Genomic DNA, 14437 nt, shown 5'->3' with positions numbered 1-14437 from the left:
GAGGGCACCGGATCAGCCGATCGCGGCCCGCTGCGACTTCGCGGCGCGCAGCAGCATCCGCAGCGAACCGGAGTGCGACGCGGTCTCCACGACCACCAGGGCCGAGCCGATCGCGATGCCCGAGGCCGTGATCACCTGCCACGGCGAGCCGTGCAGCAGGCCCAGCAGCACCCAGTGCGCGACCGCCGCCGCCACCAGGCCGACCACCATCCGCTTGCTCTTGCGCGCGATGGCGAACGTCAGGTGCACCCACAGCACCGCCGCGGCCGTCATGACCAGCGCCAGCGCCGGCAGCAGCGGCTTGGACTCGGCGTACTCGGGGCCGAACGTCACGGTCAGCACCCACGTCGGCATCAACCACAGCACCAGCGCCACGGCGAGCCCGGCCGCACCGGTCAGGGCCAGCGTCCGCAGGACCGCGCCCTCGGCCGACTCGCCGCGCTCCAACGCCGCCGCCGCCCTCGGCAGCAGCACCATGGCCAACGCCGACGGCGCGAACAGCGCCACCTTGCCCAGCAGCACCGCCCCCGCGTACAGGGCGCGGTCGTGCTCCGGCAGCATCGCCTGCGCGACCAGCAGGTCGACGTTGGTCAGGGACGAGAACGCCAGCAGCCCGATCATCGTGACCAGCGTGTTCGTCGACGCGGGCACCGTCGTCGGCGCGGGCTTCGCGGCCCGCGCCACCGGCCTGACCAGCACCGCCAGGCCGACGAGGGTCGCACCGAGCATCGCCCACATGCTGCCCGACATGCCCGCGACCAGCAGGCACAGCGGCAGCAGCAGCGGGCGCAGCGCGCCCAGCGGCCCGGCCAGCGCGAACGCCACGTACCCGAACCGCTCCATGCCCTGCACCGCGCCGGTCATGACGAGCAGCACGCACGTCGTGGCGATCCACATCGCCGCCAGGATCACCGGCTGCGCCGAGCCCAGGTGCAGCCGGTGGGCCAGCACCGTGCTCAACCCGGCGATCACCGCCGCGAGGACCAGCGCGACCACACCCATCCGTCGACCCTGTTGCCGCAGGTAGGCGGACAGCTCACCGGGTGTGCCGGAGGTGCGCAGGACGGCCACGTTCCGGGTCACCGACATCTGCACGCCGTTCACCGGCATCCAGGTCATCGTGCCGAACGCGATCAACGCCGAGATCGCGGCGAACTCCGGCGGCGTGACCATGCGCGCCGCCACCACGTAGAACAGGTAGTTGCCCCCGTGCCCGGCGAAGCTCGCGATCAGCACCAGCAGCCCGGCCCGCCTCCCGTCGCTCATCGGCGGACCCGGGCGGGCGAGAACGGCGGACAGGTGGCGGTGATGGGGAGGGGCACGGCGCTCATCGTAGGCGGGCGGCCTTGACCAGCCGTTCCAGGATCTGCCGGGCCGCCGCCTGCACGGTGTTCGTGCTGCTCACCCGGACGTACCAGTCGTGGGTCGACTTGCGCATGGTCTCGCCCGCCGTGACGGCGTCCACGATCGCCGCGCCGATGCCCGCGGGTGACCGGGCCACGTACCCGTTGACGCCCGGCTCGATCAGCTCGACGGCCGCGTTGTCCTCGGCCCGGACCACCACGACGGGCGTGCCGACGGCGCACGACTCGACCACGACCAGGCCGTAGCCCTCCCGCTGCGACGGGTTGACCAGCACCGCGGCCGTGCGGATGCCCTCGTCCAACTCCTCCTGGGAGACGAACCCCGGCGTGTCGATCACGTCCCGCAGGCCGAGGCGGTCGATCTCGGCCAGCACCGCGGGCTTGGACGGCCCTTCGCCGTAGATCGTGGCGGTCAGGTCCGGGATCTGCCGGCGCGCCTCCGCGATGGCCGCGGGCAGCGTCTCGACCCGCTTGTCCGGGATGTGCCTGCCGACGTAGACGACCCGCGGCGGGGCCGTCACGGCCAGGGTGGGCTCCACCTCCTTCGGGTCGATCAGGCCGGGGCTGACGATCGGCTCGCCGCGGAAGCCGCACGCCCGCAGCCGGCGGGCGCTGAACCGGGAGTGGCAGGAGGCCAGCGGGCTGAGCTTCAACCCGAGCCACTGCAGGACGCTCGCCACCGTGCCGACGACCGGACCGGAGTACTCGCGCCACTGGTCGGCCCGCCACACCTCCAGCCAGTCGACGTCGACCACGGTCCGGGAACCGAGCAGCGCCGCGCGCACGGCCAGCACGTTCGTGCTCGGCTGGCCGGCCACCACCACGGCGTCGTAGCGCCGGCGGTTCGCCCGGAGGTGCTTGGCCAGGCCGGCGGCGTAGCGGAGCGCGGGCCCGAGCCTGCGGACGCCGTTGGCGTCGTACATCTCGCGGTCGTTGCTGACGGCCTTGACGGTGATGCCCTCGATCACCGGTTCCTCGTCCCACTGCAGGCGGGTCAGGTAGGTGACCTCGTGGCCCGCGGCGACGAACTCCTCGGCGAACTGCCGGTACTGGCGCTCGCCACCGCCTTTGGTCCACGGGAACAGGAAGTCGTAGGCAATGGCGATACGCACTAGCGCTCCTCGGTCGTCACTGGGGGCGGTGCGATGGTATCGACGGCCGTCCGCTGACGTGGCCGGGGAGCCACCCGGGTGCGGCAGGGGCCCGCCGGTGAGCGCGGTCCACGGGCGTCGGGCCGGCGGACGTCCCGGAAATCGCGTGGACGGCGAGTACTACCCTTCCCCTGTGATTGACCTCAAGGCACTGCGCGAGAACCCGGAAGCCGTCCGCGCGTCGCAACGCGCGCGTGGCGAGGACGAGACCGTGGTCGACGCGCTGCTGTCCGCCGACGAGCGCCGCCGGGCCGCCATCGCCCGCGCCGACGCGCTGCGCGGCGAGCAGAAGGCGTTCGGCAAGCAGGTCGGCCGCGCCAAGGGCGAGGAGCGGGACGCGCTGCTGGCCAAGGGCAAGGAGCTGGCCGCCGAGGTCAAGACCGCCGAGGCCGAGCAGTCCGCGGCCGAGGCCGAGTTGGCCGAGCTGCACCGCGCCGTGCCGAACGTGGTCCACCCCGACGCGCCCGAAGGCGGCGAGGACGACTACGTCGTGCTCAAGCACGTCGGCGAGCAGCGGGAGTTCGACTTCGAGCCCGCCGACCACCTCGACATCGGGCTCAGGCTCGGCGCCATCGACATGGAACGCGGCGCGAAGGTGTCCGGCTCGCGCTTCTACTTCCTCACCGGCATCGGCGCGCAGCTGGAGCTGGCGCTGCTGAACATGGCCGTCGCCCAGGCCACCGCCGCCGGGTTCAAGCTGATGATCACGCCGACCCTGGTCCGGCCGGAGATCATGGCGGGCACCGGGTTCCTCGGCGCGCACGCGAGCGAGATCTACCGCCTCGAAGCCGACGACCTGTACCTGGTCGGCACGTCGGAGGTGCCGCTGGCGGGCTACCACGCCGACGAGATCCTGGACGGGCCGAAGCGGTACGCGGGCTGGTCGTCGTGCTACCGCAGGGAAGCGGGCTCGTACGGCAAGGACACCCGCGGCATCATCCGGGTGCACCAGTTCAACAAGGTCGAGATGTTCTCCTACGTCAAGCCGGAGGACGCCGAGGCCGAGCACGCCCGGTTGCTGGCCTGGGAAGAGGAGATGCTGGCCAAGATCGAGGTCCCGTACCGGGTCATCGACACGGCGGCGGGCGACCTGGGCACCTCGGCGGCGCGCAAGTTCGACTGCGAGGCGTGGATCCCGACGCAGCGGGCGTACCGGGAGCTGACGTCGACCTCCAACTGCACCACGTTCCAGGCCCGCCGGCTGAACGTCCGCTACCGCGACGAGAACGGCAAACCGCAGATCGCCGCCACGCTCAACGGCACCCTGGCCACCACCCGCTGGATCGTCGCGATCCTGGAGAACCACCAGCGGGCGGACGGTTCGGTGGTCGTGCCCCAGGCCCTGCGCCCGTTCCTCGGCCTGGACGTCCTCGAGGCCGGCTGACCGCGGCGGCGGGTCAGCTCCAGCTGAGCTCGACCCGGCCGGCGACGTGCCCGCCGATCTCCAGCGCCGAGGTCGCGGCGGGCGAGGGGGCGTTGAGGACGTGCACCTGGCGTGGCGCGGTGTCGATGAGGAAGTCGTCGACGAGTGAGCCGTCGGCGCGCATCGCCTGGGCGCGCACCCCGGCCGCGGCGGGCACCAGGTCGTCCTCGGTGATCGCGGGCACGAGGCGGGCCAGGCTGCGGGCGAAGCGCTTGCGGGACAGGGAGCGCAGGACCTCGTCCACGCCGGTCCGGGCGAACCGGCGGGCGAGCCGCCACGTGCCGGGGAACCGGGCCACGTCGGCGACGTCGGCGGGGGAGACGTCCCGTCGCCGGTAGCCCTCGCGGTGCAGGGCGAGCACGGCGTTGGGCCCCGCGTGCACGCTGCCGTCCAGCATCCGGGTCAGGTGGACGCCGAGGAACGGCAGCGCCGGGTCCGGCACCGGGTAGATCAGGCCGCGCACCAGGTGCCGCCGGTCGGGGCGCAGCTCGTGGTACTCGCCGCGGAACGGCACGATCACCGCCGACGGCGTCACGCCCGCCAGCCGGGCGATCCGGTCGCTGTGCAGCCCCGCGCAGTTCACCAGTGCGTCCGCCCGCACCACGCCGTCCGGCGTGGCCACCTCCACGCCACCGCCGCCGAGCGCACGCCGGATCGCCACCGCGCGCGTGCCCAGCCGCAGGTCGTGGCCGTCCAGCTCGCGGACGAGGGCCGCGCACACGGCCGGGAAGTCGATGATGCCGGTGCTCTCCACCCGCAGCGCCGCGACCGCCGCGACCTCCGGCTCGTGCTCCCGCGCCTCGTCCGCGCCGATCCGCCGGGCCGGCACGCCGTTCGCCGCGGCGCGCTCGGCCAGGGCGTCCAACCGCGGCACCTCGTCCGGCGAGGCGGCGACGACGAGCTTGCCGCACACGTCCACCGGCACGCCGTGCTCCCGCGCGTACGCGACGATCGAGGCGTTGCCGGCGACCGACATCCGCGCCTTCAGCGACCCCGGCTTGTAGTACAGGCCGGCGTGCACCACGTTGCTGTTGTGCCCGGTCTGGTGAGCCGCCCAGCGCGACTCCTTCTCCAGCACGATCGGCTCGTGACCGCGCCGCGCCAGCTCCCGCGCGGTCGCCAGGCCGACGATCCCGCCACCGATCACCACGACCCGTCGCGCGGTCACGCGGAGTACATCCACTCCAGCGTCTGCGCCAACGGGATGACCGGCTCGTCGCCGAGGGTCCGCACGAGCCGCTCCCGGCTGCCGACCAGCCGCACGACCTCGTTGGCCCGCACGAACGCCGGGTTCACCTCGACCTCGATCTCGTACCCGGCGATGCGCGCCATCATGGCCAGCACCTCCGAGAGGGAGTGCGCGACCCCCGAGCACAGGTTCACGGTGACGCCCGCCGGAGCGACCTCGACCAGCCTGCGGTAGTAGCGGGCCACGGTCCGCACGTCGCCGAAGTCCCGCCAGACCTCGGTGTTGCCCAGCTCGATCTTCCGCTCGCCCCGCCGGAAGTGGTCCACGATCTTCGGGATCAGGAACTTGGGGTCCTGGCCCGCGCCCGTGTAGTTGAACGGCCGGGTGATCGCGATCGGCAGCCGGTCGGCCCACAACCCGGCCACGTACTCCATGGCGAGCTTGCTGACCGCGTAGTCGTTCACCGGCGCGGGCGGCACGTCCTCGTGGATCGGCTCGACGGTCGCGTTGCCGTAGACGTTCGCGCTGCTGGCCAGCGCCACGATGCGCGGCTGCCGCGGCGCGTCGCCGAGCACGTCGAGCAAGTTGCGGGTGCCGACCACGTTGGCCCGGTACAGCTCGTCGGCGTCACCGTGCGCGACGAACGCGACGGCCGCCAGGTGCACCACGGCGTCCGGTTCGACCGCGGCCACCACCGACCGCAGACCCTCCCGGTCGAGCAGGTCGGCCCGGTGCACCTCGACCCCCGGCACCGGCGCGGCCGACGAGGCGGCGTGCGCCAGCCCGACCACCCGGTGACCCGCCTCGACCAGCTCGGCGGCCACGTGGCGCCCGGTGAACCCGGAGACACCCGTGACCAGGACCCGAGCCGGATCAGAAGGAGAACCCACGCTCGTTCCTCTCGACGTCGGCCTCGACCATCATCCGGGCCAGCTCCTCGAGGGTCGTCCGGGCTTCCCAGCCGAGCACGTCGCGGGCCTTCGCCGCGTCGCCGATGAGCAGGTCGACCTCGGCGGGGCGGTAGAACCTCGGGTTGACCCGGACCAGCTCCCGGCCCGACCCGGCGTCCAGGCCGCGCTCGGCCTCGCCGGAGCCCTCCCAGCGCAGCTCGATGCCCGCCGCGGCGAACGACAGCGTGACGAAGTCGCGCACGGTCACCGTGCGGTTGGTCGACAGCACGAACGTGTCCGGCTCGTCGGCCTGGAGCATCCGCCACATGCCGTCGACGTACTCCTTGGCGTAACCCCAGTCGCGCTTGGCGTCCAGGTTGCCCAGCTCCAGCACGTCCAGCTTGCCGAGCTTGATCTTGGCGACCGAGTCGGTGACCTTGCGGGTGACGAACTCCTGGCCGCGCAGCGGCGATTCGTGGTTGAACAGGATGCCGCTGGAGGCGAACAGGTCGTAGGACTCGCGGTAGTTCACCGTGGTCCAGTGCGCGAACAGCTTGGCCACGCCGTACGGGCTGCGCGGGTAGAACGAGGTCGTCTCGGTCTGCGGCACCGCCTGCACCTTGCCGAACATCTCCGACGTCGACGCCTGGTAGAACCGCGCCTGCGGGCGGACCGCGCGCATCGCCTCGAGCAGGTTCAGCGCGCCGATGCCGGTGATCTGCGCGGTCGTCGCGGGCTGGTCGAAGGACACGCTGACGAAGCTCTGCGCGGCCAGGTTGTAGATCTCGTCGGCGCCGGTGCTCTCCAGTAGCCGGATGCTGTTGCCCAGGTCGGTGAGGTCGTACTCGACCAGGTGCAGGTTCGGGTGCTGCTCGATGCCCAGCTCGGCGATCCGCCAGAAGTTGATGGAGCTCGTGCGCCGGTACGCGCCGTAGACCTGGTAGTCCTTCTCCAGCAGCAGCTGGGCGAGATAGGCGCCGTCCTGACCGGAAATACCGGTGACGAGTGCGGTTCGCATGACGGTGCTGACTCCTCGTTCTCCAATGCATCAAGCGACGCACGAAAGGTGTTTTCCGAACATCCGACGCGCGGGAGTCTAACGGTGGCGGGCCGAGCCCTCCGGTCGGCCGCAACCGGGTCAGACCAGGCGGCGGTAGACCTCGGCGGTCGCGTCGGCGGCGCGCTGCCAGGTGAAGGTCGCGGCGCGCTTGCGGCCGGCGGCGGCCAACGCGTGCTGCGCGTCGACGTCGTTGACGACCTTGCGGACGGCGGCGGCGATCGACGCGTGGTCGTACGGGTCGAAGTAGACCATGTCGTCGCCGCCGACCTCGTGCAGCACCGGGAGGTCCGAGCCGATCACCGGGCAGCCGCGGGCCATGGCCTCCAGCACCGGCAGCCCGAAACCCTCGAACAAGGTCGGGAACACGTACGCGCTCGCCCGGTCGTAGAGGGCGGCCAGCTCCTCCGAGCTCACCCACTCGCGCAGTTCGACGTCCTCGGTCAGGCCGAGGCGCCGCACGACCGGGCGCAGCGGGTCGTCGCCGTGGCTGCCGGTGATGACGAGCTTCGGGCGCTCGGCGGCGGGGATGAGCGCCCACGCCTCCAGCAGCCCGTCGAAGTTCTTGTGCGCCATCCGGTTGCCCCCGGACAGCACGAACGGCCGGCCGGTCCGCTCACCGGAGCGCTCCAGCACGTCCACCGGCTTGACGCCGAGCTGGATGACGTCGATGTCGGCCCGCGACCGGCCGAGCAGCTCGTGCACGTCGGTGGCGGAGGCCTCGCTGTCGGTGATGATCCGGCTGGCCGCGCGCACGGTCGCCCGGCTCATCGCCTGCACGCCCCGGGCCAGGCTGCCCTGGACCCACTCGGGGTGCCGGATGCCCAGGATGTCGTGCACCGTGACCACCGTCGGCAGCAGGCGCACGACGGGGCCGAAGTTCGACGGGCAGTGCAGGACGTCGGCGCCGATGGCACGCGCCCGCGGACCGACCGCGAGCGCCACGGCCGCCGCCCACGCCGCGCGGTTCTCGCCGGACACCGGCAGCGCCACGATCTCGCCGGGGAACCAGTCCGGCGGCTGCTCGGCCAGCTCGCGGTTGCCGATGCCGACGAACCGGAAGTCGTCGTTCGCGGCGGCCAGGGCCGGGAACAGCCCCCGGGCGTAGCTCTCGGTGCCGCCCTTGCGGCCGGTGAAGTAGACGAGGTCGACCGCGATCCGGAGTGACACGGCGCTCATCGTAGGCCGGCGGCCGGTCACCGCCCGGAGGGGCCGTCAGGCCGCCGGGCCGGCGACCAGCTCCGGCAGCACGTCGGCCGCGACGCGTTCCAGCACGGCCTCGCTGCCCGCGTAGACACCGTTCTCCCGCGGCCAGTGCACGACCAGATCGGTGAAGCCCAGCTCCCGCGCCCGGCCCGCGACCTCGCGGAACCGGTCGACGCTGGTCAGCGAGTACACCGGGCACGAGTCGGCGTTGAGGTGGAAGTCGATCGACTCCGCGGCCCGCCCGATCCCGGCCAGCACCTCGCGGAACCGCGCCGCCATCGCGGCCACGCCGTCCCACCAGGCGTGCTCGTCGTCGGTCTCCGGCCCGGTGGTGACCCAGCCGGTGCCGTACTTCGCCGCGACGCCCATGGCCTTCGGCCCGTTCGCCGCGACCACGAACGGCAACCTGGGTCGCTGCACGCACCCCGGCGCGCTGCGGGCGTCCCGGATCTCGTAGTGCTCGCCGCGGAACGTGGTGCGGTCCTGCGCGAGCAGCATGTCGAGCGCGGCCACGAACTCCTCGAACCGGCCCTGCCTGCTGCCCGGTGGCGGGCCGCCCATCACCTGCGTGTCGTACCCCACACCGCCCGCGCCGACCCCGAGGGTGAAGCGGCCGTCGGAGACGTCGTCGAGGGCGAGCAGGTCCCGGGCGAACGGCACCGGGTGGCGGAAGTTCGGGGACGCGACCAGCGTGCCGAGCCGGATCGTCCTGGTCACCGACGCGGCCGCGGCCAGCGTCGGTACCGCGCCGAACCACGGTCCGTCGACCAGCGAGCGCCAGCCCATGTGGTCGTAGGTCCACGCGTGGTGGAAGCCGTACTCCTCGGCCGCCTTCCACTTGTGCTCGGCCATCCACCAGCGGTGTTCGGGCAGGATCACAATCCCAGTGCGCACCCGGCGACGGTATCCGAGAGGCACGATGGACGGGTGCAGAGACCTTCCCTTGTGGCATCCGACGTCGACGGCACCCTGCTCACACCCCTCGGGCGGGTCAGCCCGCGCACGGCGGGCACGGTGGGCCGCGTGCTGGCGGCCGACGTCCCGTTCGTGCTGGCCACCGGCCGCCCGCCGCGCTGGGTGCCCGACGTGGCCGCCGCGGCCGGGCTGTCCGGCTACGCCGTGTGCTCCAACGGCGCGGTGATCTACGACATCGGCGCGGACCGCGTCGTCTCGGCCGAGCTGCTCACCCCCGAGCAGCTGACGACCCTGGCGGCCGTGCTGGACGAGGCGCTCCCCGGTTGCGCGATGGCCTCGGAGCGGGTCGGCGAGACCGCGCGCGGCTCGGCGGAGCCCGAGTTCATCGCCGACGAGCACTACCTGCACCCGTGGGACGAGGGCGCGCAGCCGCTGCCGGGGCACCAGCGGGCCCAGGTGCTCGGCAAGCCGGCGGTGAAGCTGCTGGTCCGGCACCCGAACCTGAGTTCGGACGAGATGGCGCGGGCGGCCGGGCCGCTGGTCGGCGACTCGGTGGCGATGACCTGGTCGACCGACGAGGGCCTGCTGGAGTTCGCCGCGCCCGGTGTGACCAAGGCGACCGGCCTGGCCTCGGTGGCCGACCTGCTCGGGGTGCCCGCGAGCGGCGTGCTGGCGTTCGGCGACATGCCCAACGACGTGCCGATGCTCACGTGGGCCGGGCACGGCGTGGCGATGGCCAACGCCCACCGCGACGCCCTGGCCGCCGCCGACGAGGTCACCGCGGCCAACTCCGAGGACGGGGTGGCGCTGGTGCTCGAACGGTGGTTCTAGGCTGCCCGTGACGACTCCCCGACCCATCCTGGAGACACACCCGTGCGCGCACTCGTGACCGGCGGTGCCGGCTTCATCGGTTCGACCCTGGTCGACAGGCTCCTGAGGGACGGGCACGAGGTCCACGTCGTCGACGACCTGAGCCGCGGCAAGCGGACCGCGCCCGCCGACCCGGCGCACGCCGACCGCTACTCGTTCTCCCGGGTCGACATCACCTCGCCGGAGCTGGCCGACGTGGTGTCCTCGTTCGGTCCCGAGGTGGTGTTCCACCTGGCCGCGCAGATCGACGTCCGGGTGTCGGTGGCCGACCCGCTGCTCGACGCCACCAAGAACGTGCTGGGCACGGTGAACCTGGCCGAGGCCGCCCGCCGCGCGGGCGTGCGCAAGGTGCTGTTCGCCTCGTCCGGCGGGTCGATCTACGGCACGCCCGACGAGCTGCCGGTGGCGGAGACCACGCCGATCAACCCGAAGTCGCCCTACGCGGCGTCCAAGGTGTCCGGCGAGGTGTACCTGAACACCTACCGGCAGCTGTACGGCCTGGAGTGCACGCACCTGGCGCTGGCCAACGTGTACGGGCCGCGGCAGGACCCGCACGGCGAGGCGGGCGTGGTGGCCATCTTCGCGTCCGCGCTGCTCGCGGGCCGTCCGACGAAGGTGTTCGGCGACGGCGGCAACACCCGCGACTACGTGTTCGTGGAGGACGTCGTGTCGGCGTTCGTCGCGGCGTCGGGCGAGGCGGGCGGCGGCAAGCGCTACAACATCGGCACGGCGCACCAGGTGTCCGACCGCGAGCTGCACACCCTGGTCGCCCGGGCGGCGGGCGTGGCCGACGACCCCGAGTTCGCCCCGGCCCGCCTGGGCGACCTGCGCGCGTCGGCGATCGACCCGTCGCTCGCGCGGGCCGAGCTGGGCTGGAAGCCCGAGGTGGACATCGCCACCGGCGTGCGGCTGACCGTGGACTACTTCCGCTCGCCGCAGTCCTGACCGAACGCGAACGGGCCGGTCCGCCCCCGCCGGGGGCGGACCGGCCCGTTCGCGTTCGTCCGGGTCAGGCGCTGTGCGCCGGGTCCTCGGCGTCCTTGGGCGCGGGGGCTTCCGCGTTGCGCAGCGCGATCGCGCGGGCCAGGCGCGCGTAGCGCAGCTCCAGCTCCTTGAACCGCAGGTAGGTGTTGATGGTCTGGAAGCCGAACGCCACCACCAGCGCGTAGAGCAGCAGGTCGGTGCCGCGGCCGACGCCGACGAGCTCGGCGACCTTGGACACCTCGACCGGCCTGATGACGGCGACCACCGCGAGCACCAGGAACAGCAGGAAGCCGATCTTGACGCCGGCCGCGGTCTTGGTCGTGCCGTGGTTCTTCAGGAAGAACACCAGCAGCACGACGACCGCGGCGATGAGCAGGAACTGGATCAGCATGTCAGCGCCTGGACCCCGTCTTGAGAGCCGAGTCGAACAGGATGTTCACGCCGTTGATCAGCGACTGGCCCTTGGACATCGAGTACTCCGTGTAGAGGATCTCGACCTGTTCCTCGGTGACCCGCCACCCGCGCTGCGCGATCATGTCGACGATCTGCGACGCGTGGCCCATCCCGTTCAGCGTGATGCGGAGCTCGTCCGCCACCTTCTTGTTGAACACCCGCAGCCCGTTGTGGGCGTCGGACAGCTTGAGCTTGCGCAGCTTGGGGCTGACCGCCACCACGGTCTTGAGCACCACGCGCTTGATCAGCGGGATGTGCGAGTCGTCGCCCTTGAACCGGGTGCCGACGATGATGTCGACCGGTTCGGCGCGCAGCCGCTCCAGCATCCGCAGCACGTCGGCGACCTGGTGCTGGCCGTCCGCGTCGAACGTCACGAAGTACTCGGCGCCCGGCTGCGACCGGGCGTACTCGACCCCGGTCTGGATCGCCGCGCCCTGCCCCAGGTTGACCGGGTGCTGCACCAGGTGGGCGCCGGACCCGCGGATCGCCTCGGCCGAGCCGTCCCGACTGCCGTCGTCGACGCACACGATGTTCGGGAACGTCTCCAGCGCGTTGCGCACGACGTCGGCGATCACCTGTGCCTCGTTGTAGACGGGCACGACCAGCCACACGTCAGACTGGTCCGCCACAGCGGCCTCCTTAGCCGAGCTTGCACGAGCTGGTTGGGGTGTTCTGCCGGATAAGGCTAGCGTGCCCGCCCGCCCGCCTACTGCGTGGCGGTCGTGGGCGCCATCTTCGACCAGTCGACCTCGTACAGCGCGATGTCGGCGTTGGCGTACTTCAAGGTCAACTGGGGTAGTCCGTCCAGGTTGGTCAGACCGGGCGCGCGCCGGAACTGGCCCATGTAGCCGGTGCCGACCAGCACGTAGTGCACGTTGAGGTCGCGGACGGCCTGGGCCACCGACGGGTTGGTGCCGAGCTCGTCGAAGTCGTCCAGCAGGAGCTGCCGCCGGGGGCTCGGCTTCTGCGAGATGTAGTGGCCGACGACCGGCTCCACGCCGGTGAGCGCGTAGGTCCACACCGTGCCGTCGCCGCCGTCGTTCATCACCCGCTCGCCCGGCTTGGCCAGCGCGGCCAGCTCCCGCAGCCCGTCCTGCTCCAGCTTGGACAGGATCGGGCTGTTGAACGCCCAGTACAGCCGGACGGCGTTGCGCTTCACGTACCCCTTGGTCTCGCCGACGTAGGCCGCGGCGAACAGCACCGCCACCACGCCGAGCAGCGCCACGGCCGCGCGCCCGGTGCCGAGCCTCGGGTCGACCTTGGCGGGCAGCCCCGCGACCGCCTTCACCGCCGCCTGCAGCCCCCAGCCGGCGGCGATGGTGGCGGGCAGGATGAGCGCGGCGCCGAGGCGGAACCGGTCGTTCCACCACGGCGAGGTGACCGCGGTGGCCCACGGGAAGTCGATCGCGGAGGCGGCCACGAACAGCACGAGGAAGATGCCGTAGGCGGTCGCGAGCCAGCGCACCACGCCGTCGCGCAGCATCAGGAACAGGCCGAGCAGCACGAACCCGGCCAGCAGCCACTGCGGCCAGTCCGCGTCGCTGCCCAGCAGCACCCCGTCGCCCAGCGCCTTGGACGGCGACGTCACCGCCGGCCAGTCGAACGCGGCCGTCGAGCCCGCCGACGCGCCGGCGCCCACCAGGTAGGGCCAGCCGAGCAGGCCGACCGCGATGCCGACCCCGGCCAGCCGCGGCAGGTCGTGCCGCACCCACGCGCGGGGGCCGGTGGCGATGCGGTGCACGGTGTAGCAGAGGCCGAGGATCGCGGCCACGAAGACCATCGCGGAGTGCGTGCCCGCCAGGCCGACGCCGACGACCGCCACCAGCACCACGACCCGGTCGAACCCGGAACCCAGCCAGTGCGCCATCAGCGCGAGGAAGGGCAGCACCAGCGACAGGCCCGCCGCGTACGGGAACAGCTGGCCCCACTGGTAGAGGTCCCAGGGGTAGTTGGCGAACGACGTGGACACCAGTGCCGCCGCCGCCGCGAACCCGGCGTTGCCGCCGACCGCGCGGACCAGCGCGACCGTGCCCAGCGGCACCACCAGCGAGGTGGTGACCAGCATCCCGGTGTTCATCACGCGGGGCACGCCCGCGTCGGTGAGCTGGTAGATCAGCGCTTCGAAGCAGTGGTAGACGTGCGGGTAGAAGGCGCCGGCCGGGCTGTCGGGCTGGTCGATCCAGCCGAGCACCCTGGTGCCGGACTGGCCGGTCTCGGCGATCCGGCGGATGGCGTTGCCGTGGAACGGCGCGTCCCAGGCCTGCGGGACCGAGCCGATGCCCTTCGTGGCCTCGTGCACCAGCACCACCGCGATGCCGAAGCCCACCACGACGCCCGCGAGCACGCTCAGCGAGCCCAGCCGCGACCACGGGATCAGCGGGGTCGAGAGCGGCAGGCCGCGTCGGCGCAGGAGTACCAGGCCGCCCGCGGCGAGCACGACGACGAGGGCGGTGAACGACAGGAAGTACAGCGTGTTCCAGCGCAGGCCCAGCCCGGAGGCGAGCGGCGCGGCGAGCGCGACCAGGCCCATCGTCACGGCGGGGGCGACACCCGCGAGCAGCCAGCCGCGCAGCCCGACCAGCGCGGCGAGCACCGCGCCGGGCAGCCACAGCAGTGCTGCCGTCACCGCGGTGGCCACGAGCGTGACCTGGGCGGTGTCGGTCACGATGTCGAGCATCAAGCCCCCTTGTGCGGCGTACGGCCTCGGGTTGCCCCGGGGCAACATACTTGAGCGCTCACGCGGCCTTCTCCTCAGCCGGTCGACCGGCAAGCACTCGAACGAGTGAAATGCCACCGGGGATTTCCGCAGCCCGGACGGGCCGCCCCCCTGCGGCCGCCGAGTCGCACCAGGCGGTGGCCGCCGCCGGGACTTCGGTAGCATCATCACTGTTCCAGACCGTGTCCGAGCACGTCCGCGTGCGTTACCCCTTCGAGA

13 protein-coding genes are annotated in these 14437 nt (G+C 72.5%); 3 read left to right on the top strand and 10 right to left on the bottom strand.

All coding sequences use genetic code 11. The features are described from left to right. Window positions 1-12 precede the first annotated feature (12 nt). Both FHX81_RS20700 and FHX81_RS20695 read right to left on the bottom strand, forming a co-directional pair. Entirely contained in the window at window positions 13-1266 is a 1254-nt protein-coding gene (locus tag FHX81_RS20700) for an MATE family efflux transporter (RefSeq protein WP_141979726.1), read from the bottom strand. A 61-nt stretch (window positions 1267-1327) separates the two neighbouring features. Next, window positions 1328-2476: a glycosyltransferase family 4 protein gene (locus FHX81_RS20695; protein ID WP_141979725.1), complete on the bottom strand. Its 1149-nt coding sequence runs from the start codon at window positions 2474-2476 to the stop codon at window positions 1328-1330. A 172-nt stretch (window positions 2477-2648) separates the two neighbouring features. On the opposite strand from FHX81_RS20695, the gene serS reads away from it, so the two are divergent. Next, on the top strand, window positions 2649-3899 hold the full coding sequence (gene serS / locus FHX81_RS20690) for a serine--tRNA ligase (RefSeq protein WP_141979724.1): 1251 nt from the start codon (window positions 2649-2651) through the stop codon (window positions 3897-3899). 13 nt (window positions 3900-3912) lie between these two features. On the opposite strand, the gene lhgO is transcribed toward serS, so the two are convergent. The 5 genes from lhgO to FHX81_RS20665 all read right to left on the bottom strand — a co-directional run bounded on the left by lhgO (window position 3913) and on the right by FHX81_RS20665 (window position 9174). Continuing rightward, the gene (gene lhgO, locus FHX81_RS20685; RefSeq protein WP_141979723.1) at window positions 3913-5106 is read right to left on the bottom strand and encodes an L-2-hydroxyglutarate oxidase; all 1194 of its coding nucleotides are present in this window, start codon (window positions 5104-5106) and stop codon (window positions 3913-3915) included. Beyond that, complete coding sequence (locus FHX81_RS20680) at window positions 5103-6017, bottom strand: NAD-dependent epimerase/dehydratase family protein (protein WP_141979722.1); 915 nt, start codon at window positions 6015-6017, stop codon at window positions 5103-5105. Before FHX81_RS20680 ends, lhgO begins: the two co-directional genes overlap by 4 nt. Beyond that, on the bottom strand, window positions 6001-7035 hold the full coding sequence (gmd, locus tag FHX81_RS20675) for a GDP-mannose 4,6-dehydratase (protein WP_141979721.1): 1035 nt from the start codon (window positions 7033-7035) through the stop codon (window positions 6001-6003). Before gmd ends, FHX81_RS20680 begins: the two co-directional genes overlap by 17 nt. A gap of 120 nt (window positions 7036-7155) precedes the next feature. Next, window positions 7156-8244, bottom strand: a complete 1089-nt coding sequence (locus tag FHX81_RS20670) for a glycosyltransferase family 4 protein (RefSeq protein WP_170232112.1) — start codon at window positions 8242-8244, stop codon at window positions 7156-7158. Window positions 8245-8289: 45 nt separating this feature from the next. Continuing rightward, complete coding sequence (locus FHX81_RS20665) at window positions 8290-9174, bottom strand: LLM class flavin-dependent oxidoreductase (RefSeq protein WP_141979719.1); 885 nt, start codon at window positions 9172-9174, stop codon at window positions 8290-8292. A 33-nt stretch (window positions 9175-9207) separates the two neighbouring features. Here FHX81_RS20665 and FHX81_RS20660 point away from each other — a divergent pair, with 33 nt between their 5' ends. Together FHX81_RS20660 and FHX81_RS20655 are read left to right on the top strand one after the other, a co-directional pair. Then, a complete protein-coding gene (locus FHX81_RS20660) occupies window positions 9208-10026 on the top strand; it encodes an HAD family hydrolase (protein ID WP_141979718.1) in 819 nt (272 codons plus the stop codon). 42 nt (window positions 10027-10068) lie between these two features. Beyond that, window positions 10069-11010 carry an NAD-dependent epimerase/dehydratase family protein gene (locus FHX81_RS20655; protein ID WP_141979717.1) on the top strand — a complete coding sequence of 314 codons (942 nt, stop codon included), beginning with the start codon at window positions 10069-10071 and terminating at the stop codon, window positions 11008-11010. 64 nt (window positions 11011-11074) lie between these two features. Here the strand turns inward: FHX81_RS20655 and FHX81_RS20650 are convergent, their stop codons facing one another. The 3 genes from FHX81_RS20650 to FHX81_RS20640 all read right to left on the bottom strand — a co-directional run bounded on the left by FHX81_RS20650 (window position 11075) and on the right by FHX81_RS20640 (window position 14179). Beyond that, entirely contained in the window at window positions 11075-11440 is a 366-nt protein-coding gene (locus FHX81_RS20650) for a DUF2304 domain-containing protein (protein WP_211363529.1), read from the bottom strand. A 1-nt stretch (window position 11441) separates the two neighbouring features. Next, entirely contained in the window at window positions 11442-12131 is a 690-nt protein-coding gene (locus FHX81_RS20645) for a glycosyltransferase family 2 protein (protein ID WP_141979716.1), read from the bottom strand. Window positions 12132-12208: 77 nt separating this feature from the next. Next, on the bottom strand, window positions 12209-14179 hold the full coding sequence (locus tag FHX81_RS20640; protein WP_141979715.1) for a DUF6541 family protein: 1971 nt from the start codon (window positions 14177-14179) through the stop codon (window positions 12209-12211). Window positions 14180-14437 lie beyond the last annotated feature (258 nt).

It is taken from the genome of Saccharothrix saharensis, assembly GCF_006716745.1.
Lineage (GTDB): Bacteria > Actinomycetota > Actinomycetes > Mycobacteriales > Pseudonocardiaceae > Actinosynnema > Actinosynnema saharense.
Note: the sequence above shows the minus strand (reverse complement) of the source record. Positions and strands in the feature narration are given on the sequence as shown.

Bases quoted from the DNA above. Each gene is read 5' to 3' on its own strand.
- FHX81_RS20700 (WP_141979726.1), bottom strand. From the start codon at position 1,266: ATGAGCGACGGGAGGCGGGCCGGGCTGCTGGTGCTGATCGCGAGCTTC.
- FHX81_RS20640 (WP_141979715.1), bottom strand. From the start codon at position 14,179: ATGCTCGACATCGTGACCGACACCGCCCAGGTCACGCTCGTGGCCACC.
- FHX81_RS20650 (WP_211363529.1), bottom strand. From the start codon at position 11,440: ATGCTGATCCAGTTCCTGCTCATCGCCGCGGTCGTCGTGCTGCTGGTG.
- gmd (WP_141979721.1), bottom strand. From the start codon at position 7,035: ATGCGAACCGCACTCGTCACCGGTATTTCCGGTCAGGACGGCGCCTAT.